A 16678-nucleotide genomic window follows, 5' to 3' on the forward strand; every position below is an offset into this window, starting at 1 on the left:
TGACCCGCGCAACGCCATCTTTCTTAACTCGTTCCTCTTCACTCGTTCCTCGCCTCTCTCCCTGCGCGCGGCGAGGGTCACGTTGAGAAGCAGAGAATCAGAGCCTTGTGTGCTCCGGATACGGCGGCACGTCGGCGTAACCTCCGGCTCGCAGCCGCGCCTGCAACGCCTGCCACCAGGCTACGTCGAAGATCTCGCCATGCACGTCCAGCAAGGCCGCGCGCTGTTCGGGCGTCAAGCCGAGGAAGCGCGGGAACTGTTCGGGAAAGACGTCGTTTTCGGCGACGTAGTACCAGGCCCCGTGATGCATCTCCTCTTCCTCGTTGCGCGGCTGCGGCAAGGCGCGGAAGCGGCATTCGCTGACGAGGCAGAGCTCGTCGTAGTCGTAGAAGATCGCACGCCCATGCCGGGTCACGCCGAAGTTCTTCAGCAACAGGTCGCCGGGAAAGATATTACTGCGCGCCAGATCTTTGATCGCCTGTCCGTAGTCAAGTACGGCGGCCAATGCCGCTGCCTCGGAGACTTCCTTCACGTACAGGTTCAGGGGCCGCAGACGGCGCTCGACATAACAATGATGCACGACGACATCGTCGCCGTCGAGGCTGACCGATTCGCGGCATTCGCCGAGCAATTCATCCAGCAGCGCCGGCGCGAACTGCGAGCGCGGGAAACGCAGGAAGCGGTACTCCTGCGCATCGATCAATCGGCCAACGCGGTCGTGCTTGAAAACCAGCAGGTACTTTTCCCGCACTTGCTCGCGAGCGATGTTCTTCGGATAGGCGAACTTGTCTCGGATCAGCTTGAACACCAGCGGATAGCCCGGCAGCGTGAACACGGCCATCACCATGCCTCGTTCGCCCTCGGCTTGAATCAATCGCTGCTGCTCCTGGTCGCCCAAGTAGCGGAAGAAATGCCGATAGCGCTCCGTCTTGCCCTGCTTGGCGCGGCCGAGCACGGTATAGATCTCGTCCAACGGCTTGCCCGGCAACAGGATGCGCAGGAAGACGACGGCATCGCCGATGGTCGGCAGGTCGGCATGGAAATAGCTGTGCGTGTAACCGAACAACACGGCCACGTGCTGGCGCGTGCACAGCACCGCATCCACGCGCAGTCCAACGTCCTCGTTGACCAGCGCGATCACGCAGGGCGCATGCTGCTCGCGCCCGAACAGGCGGCCGACCAGGTAGGCGCGGCGCTCGCGATAGAACACGGTTTCGAGCAATTCGATGCCCAGCACGCCGGCCTCGCCCCAATCGGCCAGCCTTTCCTGCAGCGCGGCCGCGATACGCGCCGCATCGCCCTTGGCATCGGCGTACGGAGCGGCGAACGGGTAGTCGCCGAGCACGCGTTGGAACATCGCCGCCGCGTCGTCGGTCACCGCGTAGCTGTGGCGAGCGACGGGATGGGTGATGCGATCGGTCGGTTCGATATCGAGCGCGACGAACTCGATGTCCTCGGCGACGCCGCGCGTCCGGAAGAAGCGCCGCGTCAGCGTATTGAAAAAGGTCTTGAACAATTCCTGGTCGAGCTGATCGGCGATCAGCGTGGCGTAACGATCGCGTACGGCCGACCACAGGCCGCGGTCGGCGGCATCGGCCTGCAATCGCGACTCCAGCAAGGCCGAGGTTTCGGCCACGCAGCGGTCGTACAACTCGATGCGTTCGACCGCGTCCTCGCGCGAACCGGTCCAGTCGCGTCGCTCGAACCGCTGCCGGGCCCGGCGAGTGACCGCATCGAAACGCGCATCGTATTCGCTGAAACCATCGCGGATGAGACGCGCACAGGTTTCGGCAAGCGTGTTCGTGTCGAGCACTGGCGATGAGTCCATGCCCGCAGTCTAGCGCTGCCGGCGTGGGGCGGCCTATGCTGGCGCCGAACCCGCATTGGGAGTCGCTCATGCGTTGGCTGATGGCCTGCATCCTGTTCCTGGCGGCCTTCACGACGCGCGCCGATATCGTGGCCTTGGCCGAGACCGATGCCGGCATGCTCGAAGGCCGCGGCGAAGACGGCGTTTCGGTCTTCCGCGGCATCCCGTACGCCGCACCGCCGGTCGGCGGCCAGCGCTGGCGTGCGCCGCAAGCCGTCGTGCCCTGGAAAGGTTCGCGCAGTGCAGCCCGTTTCGGAGACGCCTGCGTCCAGGACCCTCAGCTTTCCACCGCCAATGGCGGCGATCCCGGCCGCGTGTCGGAAGACTGTCTTTATCTCAATGTCTGGACGCCGTTGAAGAAGGGCGTGCGTAACCGGCCGGTGCTAGTCTGGATCCATGGCGGCGCGCTGGTCTTCGGTTCCGGCGCCGTGCCCTTGTACGACGGTTCGGCGCTGGCACGCGAAGGCATCGTCGTCGTGACGATCAACTACCGGATGGGCGCGCTCGGTTTCTTCGCGCACCCGACCGTCACGGGACAGAACGGCCCGGTGAACTTCGGCCTGCTCGACCAGATCGCCGCGCTGCAATGGGTGCAGCGAAATATCGCAGCCTTCGGCGGCGACCCGAGACAGGTGACGATCGCCGGGCAATCGGCCGGCGCACAGAGCGTGCTGGCCCTGATGGTCTCGCCGAAAGCAAAAGGCCTTTTCCAGCGCGCGATCGCGCAAAGCCCGTACGGCGTGCCGAGTCATACGCGTTCGAAGGCGCAGTCCGTGTCGTACGCGGTCGCCGATGCCCTGGGCTTGCCGGGAAAAAATGCGGCGGCCGCGCAGCTGCGCGCGATTCCCGCCGATCGATTCGCGGCCCTGAAGTCGGCGGAGGTTTCGCTGGCGCCGTCGTTCATCGTCGGCGATGAGGCCGTCCCGCGCACGATCCTGCAATCCTTCCAGCAGGACCGGCAGGCGCGCGTGCCGCTGATCGTCGGTTCGACCGACGACGATGGCTCCGTGCTGGTCGCTTTCGGGGTTAACCCAGCCGCCCTGGTGCAGAAACTGCAAGGCGCGAAGATCGCGTTGAAACTGTCTTATCCGGACGCGAAGGACGATGCGCAGCTCGGGCGCGAGATCGGGCGCGATCTGGCTTTCACCGCCTTCGTTCGCCGCATCGCTTACTTGCAATCGCAACGCGCGCCGACCTGGCGCTATTGGTTCAGCTACCTCGCACAGAACCAACGCAGTGGCGCGGCTGGCGTCCCGCATGGCGGCGAGATCGCCTATGTCTTCGGCACCGGCGATTCCTGTCGCTGTCTCGACAAGCCCTTCGTCGACAAAGACCGCGAACGCTCGCGCGAAGTGCAGCAACGCTGGCTCGCCTTCATCCGCGGCGGCCCGCCCGATGGCGGCACCCTGCCCATCTGGCCGCGCGACAGCGCGCGGCGCGCAAACGTGCTGGATATCGGCGACACCAGCGAAGCGCGTCCGGGCTTCATGGCCGCGCGATTGAACACGTTCATCGCGTTGCTGCAGAACGCGGAGCGTTGGTTGGGGCGGTGAGCGCAGGTGGCCGAACTCGACTTCGTTCTCGCTACCAATCCAGGTTCACGGACCCACATTCGCAAACCGACTCCCCGCCACCGACAGGACGATCGCACTTGTGGCACACCCCGCGCGTTCGCGTGACATGCAGGACAAGTGCCTTGGCCTCTCTTGTACCGAGACCAAGAACTTCCGCAAATTTTGCGCCGTCGAGCCCATCGTTCCGGGTGATTGCGGCGATGGCTACTTTCTCTCGACCGGACAACGAAGCAGGCCAAGCGATGACGGTCCTGCACTTGCTGCACTGCAGGTTTGGGCGGCCCTGCGCATCTATCAGTGTCATGGTCATGCTCCCGCAAGCGAAAGGCAGTAGTTTTCGTTCCTTCTGGAACGGAGATTTGCTTCGCGGCTATACCGGACGCGCAAGCTCCTGGGCCAGCCCGATGAGTATCCCCTCCGGGCCGCGGATGTAACAGAGCCGGTAGATGCCCTCATAGTCAACGACCTCATCGACTACCGTCGCCCCGAGCTTCTTCAGCCTGGCCAAGGTATCCGCGATGTCGTCAACGGCGAACATCACGCGCAAGTAACCCAGAGAGTTCACCGGAGCGGTACGGTGATCGGACTCAATGGCCGGTGCGTCGAAACGCGAGAGCTCAAGGCGGCTATGCCCGTCGGGCGTTCGCAGCATGGCGATCTCGACGCGCTGATCGCGCACGCCGGTGACGCGGCCCGCCCACTCGCCTTCGATGGGCATGCGCCCCTCAAGGATCAAGCCGAGCTCGACGAAGAACCCGATCGCCGCGTCGAGGTTTTCCACCACGATGCCGACGTTGTCCATGCGTTTGACTGCCACAACATCTCCTTGGCGCCAGCCCCAGAAATGGCCCGGAGTGCATTCTCGCTTCGCGCGGGAATCTACTCTGCCTCCTAAATCCGGAAAAAGAAACGGGGCGCCGAAGCGCCCCGCGATCCTTCAACAATGCGGGCGGCACAGGGACGTGCCGTCGCCGCTTGCGTCGGAGCGAGTCGCAGGCCTGGCCTGAGGCTCGCGTGACGGCGCCTGCGGCAGGATGCCCGGTGCGCCGTCAAAGATGACGAATCAGCTCGTCCGCGAACTCCGAGCACTTCACTTCCGTCGCACCTTCCATCAGTCGGGCGAAATCGTAGGTGACGCGCTTGGAGGCGATCGCCGCATCGGTGGCCTTGATGATGGCGTCGGCCGCTTCGTTCCAGCCCATGTAACGCAGCATCATCTCGCCCGACAGGATCACCGAGCCCGGGTTGACCTTGTCGAGGCCGGCGTACTTCGGCGCCGTGCCGTGCGTGGCTTCAAACACCGCGTGACCGGTGACGTAATTGATGTTGGCGCCCGGCGCGATGCCGATGCCGCCGACCTGCGCAGCCAGCGCATCGGACAAATAGTCGCCATTGAGGTTCAGCGTGGCGACGACGTCGTATTCGGCCGGACGCAGCAGGATCTGCTGCAGGAAGGCGTCGGCGATCGCGTCCTTGATGATGAGGCCCGCGCCCGGCTTGCCTTCCGGAATGACGTGCCAGGGACCGCCGTCGAGTTCGACCGCTCCGAAGAAGTCGCGCGCGACCTGGTAACCCCAGTCGCGGAAACCGCCTTCGCTGAACTTCATGATGTTGCCCTTGTGCACCAGGGTCACCGATTTGCGACCTTCCTTGATCGCGTATTCGATGGCGCTGTGCACGAGGCGCTCGGTGCCGAGGTAGCTCACCGGCTTGATGCCGAGACCGACCTGCACCGGCAGCTCGCGATGCGGCGCACCGATGCCTTCCAGCGCTTTCTGCCACTCGGCGTTCTTTTCGGTCGTGCCGAAACGGATCTTGCCGAAGGCCTGCGGGAATTCCTTCGCGATGAAGTCGAGCACCTTCTGCGCGTCGGCGCTGCCGCCCTGCCATTCGATGCCGGCGTAGATGTCCTCGGTGTTCTCGCGGAAGATCGTCATGTCGACCTGGTCGGGACGCTTGACCGGCGAGGGCACGCCCTTGAACCATCTCACTGGCCTCAGACAGACATACAAATCCAGCATCTGCCTAAGCGCGACGTTCAAGGAACGGATGCCGCCGCCGACCGGTGTGGTCAGCGGGCCCTTGATGCTGACGAGGTAATCGCGGCAGGCCTGCACGGTCGAATCCGGCAGCCAGGTGCCGAACTGGTTGTTCGACTTCTCGCCGGCGTAGACCTCGAGCCAGTGGATCTTGCGCGCACCGCCGTAGGCTTTCGCCACGGCCGCGTCGAGCACGCGCACCGAAGCGCGCCAGATGTCCGGGCCGGTGCCGTCGCCTTCGATGAAGGGAATGACCGGGTTGGCCGGTACGTTGAGCTTGCCGTTCGCGATGGTGATCTTCGCGCCGCCGGCCGGTGCGGTGATGATGGGTTCTGCCATGACGCCTCCGTGGAATCCCGATTCGCATCAGGGTCGGCGCCGGGGTCCGGCGCTGGGGGCGCCATTGTCGCGTTTTGGGGCCCGGGGCGAAAGCGCCGGCAGGGGCCGAAACCGCCATGGCGCCGGGCTGCCCCTTCGCCGATCATGGCGGCATGAACCTGTATCTCCGGCTGATCTGGACCCTGCTGCGGGCGCATTTCATGCGTGCCCTGGCCTTCGGCGACACCCTGAGCCAGTTCTGGCGGGTATTACCGAACGACATCGACATCAACCTGCACCTCAACAACGGCCGCTACCTGACCATGGTGGACCTGGCCCTGATCGAATTCTTCAGCCGGACGGGTTTCCTCAAGGCGCTGGTGAAGCAAGGCTGGCAGCCGATGGCCGGCGGCGTGCTGATCAGCTACCGGCGCGACCTGAAACCGCTGCAGCGTTACGAGTTGCGTTTCCGCTGGCTGTGTTCGGACGAGCGCTGGAACTACATGGGTTTCGAATTCGTGCGCGGCGACAAGGTGCACGCGGCCGGCATCATGAAGGGCGGCGCGGTGAGCAAGGAGGGTTTGGTGCCGACGTCGGCGTATGCAGCGACATTCCCGGAAAACCTACGCGAGGAACTACAGCGCCGGCTCGCGCAACCGCTGACGCCGGATGTGATCGCCTGGCGCGATTCGGAAAAGGCGCTGATGCAGCGCGCGCAGAGCGCGTAATGTCGTAGGAGCGCTGTAGGAGCGATGGCAATCGCGACATCCGGCAGTCGCGATTGCCATCGCTCCTACATCCAAGTCTCCGGGGTCAATGGCGCCAACCCGTAGCGCGCACGCGCACGATCGCATTGTTGACTGTGCGTACCGTCCTCGTAACTGGCCTTGAGATCGCGACAGGGCGAGGGCCGCTGCGCATAGATGCGGCACGACGTGCGTTCGCCGACGACACCCTCGAGCGCGATGCAGTGCGGATCGCGCGCGTCGGTACCGCGCATCGCGAGGATGTTCGGACGCACCGGTGCCGTCAGTTCCTCCGGCACGCCATCGGCCTTGGCCGGCGTCGCTTCGGCCCAGTAGAAGGCCACGCGGAAGGCCGCGCAGCAGGCGCCGCAGCGCTGGCAGGGATGTTCGAGGTCGATATCCATCGCGTCGCGATTATCCCTCACCCCTGACCAATGGCCGATGGCGCCATCCGGCGTCGGGCCTAGGCTCCGGGTACCAGGCATGAAGGGGAAAGACCATGCGAATAGCCACTCTGCTATCCACCGCCCTGCTGGCAGCCTCGGTGCAGGCCCAGGAGACCGCGCCTTCCCCGCCGCGTCCACCCGCGCCGCCCGACTGCAAGGCGCCGGAACACCGGCAGTTCGATTTCTGGATCGGCGAATGGAACGTGCCTGCGCCGGATGGCAAACCGCCGGGTCATAGCCGCATCGAATCCATCCTCGACGGCTGCGTGATCCTGGAGAACTGGCAGGGCGGCAGCGGTTACACCGGCAAGAGCTTCAACATCTACAACCGCGACACCGGCCGTTGGGAACAGTTCTGGGTGGATACCACGGGCGGACGCCTGCATCTGATCGGCGGAATCGTCGACGGCAAGATGGTGCTCGAGGGCGTGCAGGCCAAACCGAACGCGCAGACCGGCAAAACTCAGCGCGAGCGCATCACCTGGACGCCGAACGCCGATGGCACAGTGCGCCAGCACTGGGAAACCTCGATCGACGACGGCAAAACCTGGAACACGAGTTTCGACGGGCTGTACCAGCGCGTGAAAGCGCCGTCGCCCTGAAGCGTAAGCTCAACACGTCTCGCCAGATTGTTCAGCGCACCTCGAAGGCGCGCTTTTCCATCGTCTGGTCGTCCAGCGCGATCGCGACTTCGTACTTTCCGACCGGCCAGCCGGCAGGATTGGCGATGCGGAACGTCGTCACGGTCGCCGAATCGGGCACCAGCGGCTGATCGCTTTCCGCCACGAGCCGACCGTCGGCCGTCGTCCAGCGCGCCGACACGCGCAGACCCTGGTGTTTGCCCTTGGTCAGCACGGCGGCGTGGATCGCATCCTTCGGCCCGAACACGTCCTGCTCGGCGACGACCTGGTTCTGCTCGTCCACCGCCTTGCCGAGCTTCACGCTGAGGATGGAGAACTCGCCGAGGTCCAGGGCCTTGCCCGGCGTCGCGGTGGCCGGGCTGGTCGGCTTGGCCGCCATCGCGGCCGGTTTGTCGGCCTTCGCCGTCGGTTCCGGCGTCTTCGGCGCATCGTCCTTCTTGCACGCAGCGAGCGCGAGGACAGTCAGGGCGAGCAGGACGGACAGATGGCGCAGGCGCATGGCTAGCCTCACTGGCGGGAGGTTCGGGTATTGCCGGGCATCATCCAGCCCGGCGTACAGCGGAACGGGTTGATGTCCAGGCCGCCGCGCCGAGTGTAGCGCGCATAGACGGACAATCGCGTGGGTTCGCATTGCTTCTGCAGGTCCAGGAAGATGCGCTCGACGCATTGTTCGTGGAACTCGGCGTGTTCGCGGTACGAAACCAGGTAGCGCAGCAGCCCGTCGCGGCCCAGGCGCGGCCCGACATAGTGGATCTGCAGGCTGGCCCAGTCCGGCTGGCCGGTGACCGGGCAATTCGACTTGAGCAGGTGCGAAACCAGGGTCTCCTCGACCACGGCATCGGGATTGGAGTACAGCAGGCTCGCATCCGGCGGCCCGTAGCGCGTGAATTCGATCGGCAGGTCGTCGATCACTTCGCCCGCGAGATTTTCGATGATGGCCGATTGCGGCGACGTCGGCGTGGACAGCACCACGCTGACGGGCGCGCCGGCCGCCAGCGACAGATCGTGCGACAGCTTGGTGCGCAACTCGTCGGTATCGTGCACGCGCGTCTGGTTGAAGCTGTTCAAGTACAGCTTGAAGCTCTTCGATTCGATCAGGTTCGGCGATTCGGCCGGCACGCGGAATTCGGCCAGGGCCACGCGCGGTTTGCCGCGCGCATCGAGCCAGCTCAACTCGTAGGCGTTCCAGACATCCACGCCGATGAACGGCAGCTCGTCGCCAAGGCCGAGCTCGGCGCGCTTGGCCGCGCGCGGGATCGGGAACAGCAACCCGGGATCGTAGGTTCCTGCATAGGCGACGGACTTGCCAAGCGGCGACTGTTCGGGGGTGCTCATGCCGGTATTGTGGCATGCGCCCTCGGCCCGGCAAGCGTCCGTCAACGGGCTTTCGCGTTCAGAAAGCCGCGTCGAACGCCACCTCGCCCTGGACACCCACCTGGTACGCCGAAACCCGTCGCTCGAAGAAGTTGGTCAGTTCCTGCACGTCCTGCAGATCCATGAAGGGGAAGGGATTGCGCGCACCGTACTGTCGGGGCAAGCCGAGCTGGGCAAGGCGCTGGTCGGCGACGTATTCCAGGTACTGGCGCATGTCGCGCGTCGACAGGCCGGCCACGCCGCCCGACAGCACGTCCTCGGCGAACACCATCTCGCAGGCGACCGCCTCGTCCAACATCGTGGCGATCTGCGAGCGCATATCCTCGTCGAACAGGTCCGGTTCTTCCTCGCGTACCACGCGGATCACCTCGAAGGCGAAAGCCATGTGCCCGCTCTCGTCGCGGAATACCCAGTTCGTACCAGCGGCGAGGCCGTGCAGAAGGCCGCGCGAGCGCAGGTAGTAGACGTAGGCGAACGCGCCGAAGAAGAACAGGCCTTCGATGCAGGTGGCGAAGCAGATCAGGTTCAGAAGGAACTGACGGCGATGTTCGCGCGTTTCGAGGCGTTGCAGTCCGGCGATCGAATCCATCCAGCGGAAACAGAACTGCGCCTTGTGCCGGATGGCCGGGATGTTCTCGATCGCGGCGAAGGCGCGCGCGCGCTGTTCCGGCTCCGGCAGATAGGTGTCGAGCAAGGTCAGGTAGAACTGCACATGCAAGGCTTCTTCATACAACTGGCGCGACAGGTAGAGGCGTGCTTCCGGCGCGTTGATGTGCTGGTACAGATTCAATACGAGATTGTTCGCGACGATACTATCGCCGGTAGCGAAGAACGCGACGAGCCGCTCGACCAGATGTCGCTCGGCCGGGCCGAACTTGTGTCGAAGATCGTTCAGGTCCAGCGAGAAATCGACCTCCTCGACCGTCCACGTATTGCGAATGGCGTTGCGGTACATCTCGTAGAAGGCCGGGTAACGCATGGGACGAAGGGTGAGTTCGAAGCCTGGACTGAGAAGCATGGTTGATAGTTGGTGGTTGGTGGTCGGTGGTGAGCTATCGGCGGACGTGTTCATAGGGATATTCCTTATGGCCTCGCAGTGAGCCTGCGCCGCAATCTGGCCCGAGACACCCGGGGCGCATCCATGGACTTCAGAAGGGCGGAAGTTTGGGAGGTGGCGATGGTGGTCGCGGCTGAAACCTGTCGGATCGCGAGCCGTCTTCCGCGCGAGGAACGGTTTGGCATGAGAAGCCAAGTAACGCGTGCGTCCATATCTGTACCAAGCAATATCGTAGAAGGATGGCGGCGTGAGTCGGCCAAGGAGAAGCTACAGTTCTTCGCCATTGCCCACGGCTCGCTAGCGGAGTTGCAAACCCAACTGATGCTTTGCCAGCGGCTTGGATGGGCGCCTGGCGCTGAGATCGACGACCTTCTGAACCTCACGGAACAAGTAAGTCGCATGTTGACTGTGCTGAAGCAGCGTTGGCGCCGATCGACCACACCTCGCCGATGACTCCCCCGCCCCACCATCAACCACCGACCACGCACCATCAACCTCACTGACACGCTTCGCAAGATTCAGGATTCTCCAACGAGCACATCACCGCCGCGCTGGCCTGTTCGCCGCTCACCGTGGTCTTGGCGATGCGCGTGGCCGGCCGCGAGCGCAGGTAGTACGTGGTCTTGATGCCTTTCTTCCACGCATACATGTACATCGAACTCATGGCGCCGATGTTCGGGTTCTCCATGAACAGGTTCAGTGAAGCCGACTGGTCGATGAAGGCACCACGGTCGGCCGCCATGTCGATCAGCGAGCGCATCGGCAGTTCCCAGACGGTGCGATAGGCCAGGCGTAGGGCTTCGGGAATCTCGGCGATGCCCTGCACGGAGCCTTCGGCCATCTTGATCCGGTCGCGCAGCTCCGGCGTCCACAGACCAAGCTGCTTCAGCTCTTCGACCAGATAGCGATTGACCTGCAGGAAATCGCCGGACAGCGTCTCGCGCTTGAACAGGTTCGAGACCTGCGGCTCGACGCATTCGTAGCAACCAGCGATCGAGGCGATCGTCGCCGTCGGAGCGATGGCGATCAGCAACGAGTTGCGCAGGCCCTGTTCGCGAATGCGCTCGCGCAATGCATTCCAGCGCGCCTCATCCGACGGCACGACGTTCCAGGCGTCGAACTGCAGGTCGCCGGCGGCCGCGCGCGTTTCGGCAAAGGCAGGGTGCGCGCCACGCTCCAACGCCAGCTCGGTCGACGTGCTCAGGGCATGGAAATAGATCTCTTCGGCGATGCGGGCAGACAAGGCACGCGCCGCGTCGCTGTCGAAAGCCAGGCGCTGGCGGAAGAACACGTCCTGCAGGCCCATCACGCCCAAACCGACCGGACGCCAACGCAGGTTCCCGCGCCGCGCCGAGCCGATCGGGTAGAAGTTCAGGTCGATCACGCGATCGAGCTGGCGCACCGCCAGGCGCACCGTTTCGGCGAGCTTGTCGAAATCGAAGACGCCGTCCTCGTCCAGATGCTGGCCAAGATTGATCGAGCCGAGATTGCAGACGGCGGTTTCGTCGTAGGTCGTGACTTCGAGTATTTCGGTGCACAGGTTCGACAGATGAATGACATTGCCGGCGCGCGCGGTCTGATTGCTGGCGCGATTGCAGCTGTCCTTGAAGGTCATCCAGCCGTTACCGGTCTGCGCCAGGGTGCGCATCATCTTCGCGTACAGATCGCGCGCCTTGATCGCCTTGCGCGCGAGACCGGCGGTTTCCGCCGCCTGGTAGGCCTGCTCGAACTCCTCGCCCCACAAGTCGACCAGTTGCGGCACATCCTTCGGATCGAACAGAGACCACGGCTGGTCGGTTTCGACGCGACGCATGAAGAGGTCCGGCACCCAGTTGGCGAGATTGAGGTTGTGCGTGCGGCGCGCTTCGTCGCCGGTGTTGTCGCGCAGCTCGAGGAATTCCTCGACGTCGGCATGCCAGGCTTCGAGATAGACGCACGCCGCTCCCTTGCGCTTGCCGCCCTGGTTCACCGCAGCGACCGATGCATCCAGCGTCTTCAGCCAGGGCACGATGCCGTTCGACAACCCGTTGGTCGAACGGATCAAGGACCCGCGCGACCGAATGCGCGAGTACGACAGGCCGATGCCGCCGGAGAATTTCGACAGCATCGCCACATCGCCATAGCGCGCGTAGATCGATTCGAGCGAGTCGTCGGGCGAGTCGAGCAGGAAGCAGCTCGACAGCTGTTCGTGCGTCGTGCCGGCGTTGAACAATGTCGGCGAACTCGGCAGGTAGTCGAGGCTAGCCATGCGGCGATACAACGCGAGCGCATCGGCCACGTCTTCGCTCAGGGCGCAGGCGATGCGCAGGAAGAATTGCTGCGGTGTTTCGATCACGGTGCGCGCCTGCGGATGGCGCAGCAGGTAACGATCGTACAGCGTGCGCAGGCCGAAATAGTCGAAGCGCTTGTCGAAATCCTGTTCGATCGAATCGTTGAGCTTGCGCGCATTCGCCTGCACGAAGGCCAGCAGACGCGCATTGATCAGGCCGATCTCGTGTCCGCGCGCGATCGATTGCGAAAAGGCATGGATCTCCTGCCCCGTCACTTCCTTTTCGATGAAACCGGCGAGCAGGCGCGCACCGAGGCGGCCGTACTCGGGTTCCTCCGCCGTCAACAGCGCGGCGGTGCGGATGGACAGCTCGTCGAGTTCGCGCGTCGTCGCGCCGTCGTACAGGCCGGAAATCGTGCGCGTCGCGACGCGCATCGGATCCACGGCATGCAGTCCTTCGGCGCAGCGCATCACTGCGCGCACGATCTTGTTCAGGTCCACGGGCTCGCGCCGGCCGTTGCGTTTGGTCACAGCCATCGCGGCCGCGTGGTGCGGCGGCGTCAGCCGGAACTCGCGGGTGGCGTTTTGATTGCCGCTCGTTTCAGGGGAAGGGTTGGATTCGGTGGACGCGGCGAAGCCTGCATCCTGGGTGGCGCTGTGGTTCATGGTCGCTCCGGTGCGTGTTAGCACGGGCCGCGCCTTTCCCTCGAAGGCGTGGACACGGGAACGAACGCACCGGCGATGAACCGTCAGTGCGACCTCGCCCCCGCGGGCGGTGGAATCAGGGAGGAAACAGGGTGGCGACTCCACGCGGATTCGCGCGGCGACGACACCGGCGATCTCCCCCCGGAGATTCCTGGGCCGGTACCGCGCGGCGTGCAAGGCGCGGCTGTCGGCAGGTCTTCGGGCTTATGGACGTGAAGCTAGGAACGAGTGGCGAGGAACGAGAAACGAGTGGAAGCGCCATGGCTCTTACTCGTTTTCTGCACTCTCAACTCGTTCCTGCTTCTCCTACTGGCCGTCGCTTCCCAGATGCAGGGCATCCAGTGCATTGACGGCGGTCGTTTCCACATACCGCTGCGGGGCAGCGCCGGAATCGCACCGGCTTCCCTATTAACCCGACCGTGAGGCCGGGACCGACGGACACAAGTTATCGGGATGCCGGCCGCAGGTCAACACAAGATGATGTGTCTCAGGGCTTGACGGTCTGATCGGCACCGAGATAGTCGAGACTGATCTGCAGCAAGGCGCGAACGCCGACAGGCAGGGAGGCTTCGTCGATGACGAAGCGCGGCGAATGATTCGGCGGCGCCGTCGCCAAGTCCACATTCGGCGCGATCGCGCCCAGGCGCAGGAAGACGCTGGGCACGCGGCGCGCGTACTCGGAAAAATCCTCGGACGCCGTCTGCAGCAGCGCGGTCTTCACATGCTCCGCCCCGGCGGCGCGCGCGAGGCTGGCGTTCACCCGTTCGACGAGGGCCGGATCGTTGACCAGGATCGGGTAGCCCTCGGCGCTAGGAATCTGCGCGTCGACGCTGGCACCATACGCGGCCGCGGTGTTCTCGGCGACGCGGCGCAATTCGTCGAACAACTGCTGGCGCATGGCGGCATCGTAGCTGCGGATCGTGCCGACCAGCTCCACTTGTTCGGGCACGATGTTCTCGCGATTGCCGCCCTTGATGATGCCGAAACTCAGCACCGCCGGTTGCAGGGTGATGTTCAGGCGTCGGCTGACGATGCTCTGCGCATTCGTGACGATGGCGGCCGCGGCGACGATCGGATCCACGCCCTGCCACGGTCTTCCGCCGTGCGCCTGCTTGCCTTTGACGACGATGCGAAAGGTATCAGCGGCCGCCATCATCGGGCCGGCGCGCGTACCGACATCGCCGGCATGCGAAGCCGAGTCCATGTGCAGGCCGAATACCGCTTCCGGCTTGAAGTCGTTGAACAGGCCTTCGGCCAGCATCTGCGCGGCGCCGCCGGTTTCGCCGGCCGGCGCGCCTTCTTCGGCCGGCTGGAAGATGAACATCACCTCGCCCGGAAGATCGGCGCGCATCGAAGCCAGCGCTTGCGCGACGCCCATCAGGATGGCGGTGTGCGCATCGTGTCCACAGGCGTGCATGACGCCGACGGTTTCGCCGTTGTAGTTCGTCGTGACTTTCGACGCGAAGGGCAATCCGGTCTGTTCGGTCACCGGCAGCGCATCCATGTCAGCACGCAGCGCGATCCGCGGGCCGGGCTTGCCGCCCTTCAGGATGCCGACGACGCCGGTATGCGCAATGCCGGTCTTCACCTCCAGCCCGAGCGCGCGCAGATGCGCGGCGACGAGCTTCGCCGTGCGGAACTCGCGATTGCCGAGCTCGGGGTTCTGGTGCAGGTCACGGCGCCAGGCAAGCACCTTGTCCTGCACGGTGGCGGTCAGGGCGGCGACATGATCGTCGCCCGCGGCGGCGGCGGACGAAACCAGCAACAGGCAACAGGCGATCAAGGGGCGCATGACGTCGATCCAATGGGATGTAGCGATATTACACGCCGCGTGCCGTTCGGCCCCTCAGGGCCGATGTTCGAGCGCGAGATACTCCGCGCTCTGCATCTCGATCAGGCGTGAACTGGTGCGCTCGAACTCGCGTTCGAGGCGATCGCCCTGGTACAGCGAGAGCGGATCGGCGGCCGCCGACAGCAGCAGGTTGACATGGCGGTCGTAGATCTCGTCGATGAAATGCACGAAACGGCGCGCCGGATCCTCGTTGCGCGCGTCGAAACGCGGCACGTTGGAAACGAAGACGGTGTGGAAATCGCGCGCGACCTCGATGTAGTCGGCGGCCGAACGCGGACCTTCGCAAAGCGCCGAGAACTCGAACCAGACCAGGCCATCGGTCATCGCTTTCACCGGGATATCGCGGTCGTGGACGCGCAACGGCCCCGCTTGCCGCGCCGCGTGGCCGGCCAGGAGATCGAACTGGGTCGCCAGCGCCGCCTCGCTCGCTTCGCCCAGGGGTGCGTGATAGGTACTGGCCTGGCGTAGTTGGCGGAGCCGGTAGTCCTGCGCGCTTTCGAGCTTCAGCACGGTGCAGTGGCTTTCCAGTAGCGCGATCGCCGGCAGGAAACTGGCGCGCTGCAGGCCGTCGCGATACAGCTCGGATGGCGGGATGTTCGAGGTCGTGACGAGCGTGACGCCGCGTCCGATCAATTGATCGAGCAGACGGCCGAGGATCATCGCATCGCCGATGTCGCCGACGAAGAATTCGTCCAGCAACAGCAGGCGCATGTCGGCCGCAAGCTCCTTCGCGACCACCGACAATGTGTCCGCGGTATCGGGCAGTGAGCGCAGGCGCGCATGTACTTCGCCCATGAAACGATGGAAATGCCAGCGCCGTTTCGGCACCGGCACGCTGTCGAACAGCAGGTCGGTCAGGAAGGTCTTGCCGCGACCCACGCCTCCCCACAGATAGAGGCCGCGCACCGCTTCGGCCTCGCGAAAACGCGCGGTGAGCTTTTCCCAGGCCGAGGACGGTGCGGCTTCGATCAGTTCGCGCTGGATGCGATCGAGTTCTGCCAGCGCCTCGGTCTGGGCCGGATCGGAATGCCAGCGCCCGGCGGCGACGCCGTCGGCGTACAGCTGCGACGGCGTGCGCGCGTCCGAAATCATGGCGGCCTAGCTGACGGCGCGCGGCGGCGGCAGGTTCTTGCGCACGCCGTTCTTGATCGCGCCGCGCAGGTCGAGCAGGCGGCGATGGAAAAAATGCCCGGTCTCGGGCATGCGCACGACGGTCGGCGCCGGTTCCTGCTTCTGCGCCCAGGCGAAGACGCCTTCGGCGTCGACGATCTCGTCCTTCTCGCCCTGCACGATCAACCACGGGCACGGCGGCGGCAGGACGCCGGAAAAATCACGCAGGCCGACCGGCGGTGCGATCGAGATCACCTGCTGCACCGGCAATTGCCGCGCCCCCAACAAGGCGACCCACGATCCGAACGAAAATCCTGCAAGCCAGAAGGCATCGTCCGGACGCGCCTGTCGGGCCCAGTTCGCCACTGCCATCAGGTCCAGCACTTCGCCACGGCCGTTGTCGAACGCGCCTTCGGAACGACCGACGCCGCGGAAGTTGAAACGCACGGCGATCAGGCCCGATTCGGTCAAGGCGCGCGACGTCATCGTGACGACCTTGTTCGTCATCGTGCCGCCGTCGGGCGGATTCGGATGGCAAATGATCGCAAGACCGTGCCTGGCCTCGTGCGCCTCCGGATGATCGACCGCGACTTCCAACGCACCCGCCGGGCCGGCGATCAGCACGGTCTCGGAGGTTTCGGGAAACGGCGTAGCGGGCGCGAGGATCTGGCTCATGGACA

15 protein-coding genes and 1 riboswitch are annotated in these 16678 nt (G+C 64.7%); of the genes, 4 read left to right on the forward strand and 11 right to left on the reverse strand.

From position 1 onward, the window contains the following. Positions 1 to 97: 97 nt before the first annotated feature. Entirely contained in the window at positions 98 to 1828 is a 1731-nt protein-coding gene (gene aceK, locus QM707_RS13120) for a bifunctional isocitrate dehydrogenase kinase/phosphatase (RefSeq protein ID WP_415002326.1), read from the reverse strand. A gap of 68 nt (positions 1829 to 1896) precedes the next feature. Here aceK and QM707_RS13125 point away from each other — a divergent pair, with 68 nt between their 5' ends. Further along, positions 1897 to 3420, forward strand: coding sequence for a carboxylesterase/lipase family protein (locus tag QM707_RS13125; RefSeq protein WP_415002327.1), 1524 nt, complete (start codon positions 1897 to 1899; stop codon positions 3418 to 3420). A 391-nt stretch (positions 3421 to 3811) separates the two neighbouring features. Here QM707_RS13125 and QM707_RS13130 read toward each other — a convergent pair whose 3' ends face one another. Then, positions 3812 to 4243, reverse strand: a complete 432-nt coding sequence (locus tag QM707_RS13130) for a VOC family protein (protein ID WP_415002328.1) — start codon at positions 4241 to 4243, stop codon at positions 3812 to 3814. 247 nt (positions 4244 to 4490) lie between these two features. After that, complete coding sequence (gene icd, locus QM707_RS13135; protein ID WP_415002329.1) at positions 4491 to 5819, reverse strand: isocitrate dehydrogenase (NADP(+)); 1329 nt, start codon at positions 5817 to 5819, stop codon at positions 4491 to 4493. A 116-nt stretch (positions 5820 to 5935) separates the two neighbouring features. Here icd and QM707_RS13140 point away from each other — a divergent pair, with 116 nt between their 5' ends. Continuing rightward, the gene (locus tag QM707_RS13140) at positions 5936 to 6526 is read left to right on the forward strand and encodes a thioesterase family protein (RefSeq protein ID WP_415002330.1); all 591 of its coding nucleotides are present in this window, start codon (positions 5936 to 5938) and stop codon (positions 6524 to 6526) included. Positions 6527 to 6591: 65 nt separating this feature from the next. Here QM707_RS13140 and QM707_RS13145 read toward each other — a convergent pair whose 3' ends face one another. Continuing rightward, positions 6592 to 6948, reverse strand: a complete 357-nt coding sequence (locus QM707_RS13145) for a YkgJ family cysteine cluster protein (RefSeq protein WP_415002331.1) — start codon at positions 6946 to 6948, stop codon at positions 6592 to 6594. A gap of 95 nt (positions 6949 to 7043) precedes the next feature. Here QM707_RS13145 and QM707_RS13150 point away from each other — a divergent pair, with 95 nt between their 5' ends. Continuing rightward, positions 7044 to 7592: a hypothetical protein gene (locus QM707_RS13150; protein ID WP_415002332.1), complete on the forward strand. Its 549-nt coding sequence runs from the start codon at positions 7044 to 7046 to the stop codon at positions 7590 to 7592. Between the two features lie 31 nt (positions 7593 to 7623). Here QM707_RS13150 and QM707_RS13155 read toward each other — a convergent pair whose 3' ends face one another. Genes QM707_RS13155 through QM707_RS13165 form a run of 3 tightly spaced genes read right to left on the reverse strand, consistent with a single transcriptional unit; the run spans position 7624 to position 10023 of the window. Then, the gene (locus QM707_RS13155) at positions 7624 to 8130 is read right to left on the reverse strand and encodes a hypothetical protein (RefSeq protein WP_415002333.1); all 507 of its coding nucleotides are present in this window, start codon (positions 8128 to 8130) and stop codon (positions 7624 to 7626) included. Between the two features lie 8 nt (positions 8131 to 8138). After that, the gene (gene queF / locus QM707_RS13160; protein WP_415002334.1) at positions 8139 to 8966 is read right to left on the reverse strand and encodes an NADPH-dependent 7-cyano-7-deazaguanine reductase QueF; all 828 of its coding nucleotides are present in this window, start codon (positions 8964 to 8966) and stop codon (positions 8139 to 8141) included. A 58-nt stretch (positions 8967 to 9024) separates the two neighbouring features. After that, on the reverse strand, positions 9025 to 10023 hold the full coding sequence (locus QM707_RS13165) for a ribonucleotide-diphosphate reductase subunit beta (RefSeq protein ID WP_415002335.1): 999 nt from the start codon (positions 10021 to 10023) through the stop codon (positions 9025 to 9027). A 123-nt stretch (positions 10024 to 10146) separates the two neighbouring features. On the opposite strand from QM707_RS13165, the gene QM707_RS13170 reads away from it, so the two are divergent. Beyond that, positions 10147 to 10515 carry a four helix bundle protein gene (locus tag QM707_RS13170; protein WP_415002806.1) on the forward strand — a complete coding sequence of 123 codons (369 nt, stop codon included), beginning with the start codon at positions 10147 to 10149 and terminating at the stop codon, positions 10513 to 10515. A gap of 43 nt (positions 10516 to 10558) precedes the next feature. Here QM707_RS13170 and QM707_RS13175 read toward each other — a convergent pair whose 3' ends face one another. The 4 genes from QM707_RS13175 to QM707_RS13190 form a co-directional block, all read right to left on the reverse strand. Beyond that, entirely contained in the window at positions 10559 to 12868 is a 2310-nt protein-coding gene (locus QM707_RS13175; protein ID WP_415002807.1) for a ribonucleoside-diphosphate reductase subunit alpha, read from the reverse strand. 339 nt (positions 12869 to 13207) lie between these two features. Next, positions 13208 to 13487, reverse strand: a riboswitch (cobalamin riboswitch). Positions 13488 to 13523: 36 nt separating this feature from the next. Next, entirely contained in the window at positions 13524 to 14828 is a 1305-nt protein-coding gene (locus QM707_RS13180; RefSeq protein WP_415002336.1) for an amidohydrolase, read from the reverse strand. A gap of 54 nt (positions 14829 to 14882) precedes the next feature. Continuing rightward, the gene (zapE, locus tag QM707_RS13185; RefSeq protein WP_415002337.1) at positions 14883 to 15980 is read right to left on the reverse strand and encodes a cell division protein ZapE; all 1098 of its coding nucleotides are present in this window, start codon (positions 15978 to 15980) and stop codon (positions 14883 to 14885) included. A 6-nt stretch (positions 15981 to 15986) separates the two neighbouring features. After that, positions 15987 to 16673 (reverse strand): alpha/beta hydrolase, encoded by a 687-nt coding sequence (locus QM707_RS13190; RefSeq protein ID WP_415002338.1) that lies wholly within the window; start codon positions 16671 to 16673, stop codon positions 15987 to 15989. Positions 16674 to 16678: the final 5 nt, after the last annotated feature.

Source organism: Arenimonas sp., assembly GCF_047602345.1.
Classification (GTDB): Bacteria; Pseudomonadota; Gammaproteobacteria; order Xanthomonadales; family Xanthomonadaceae; genus Arenimonas.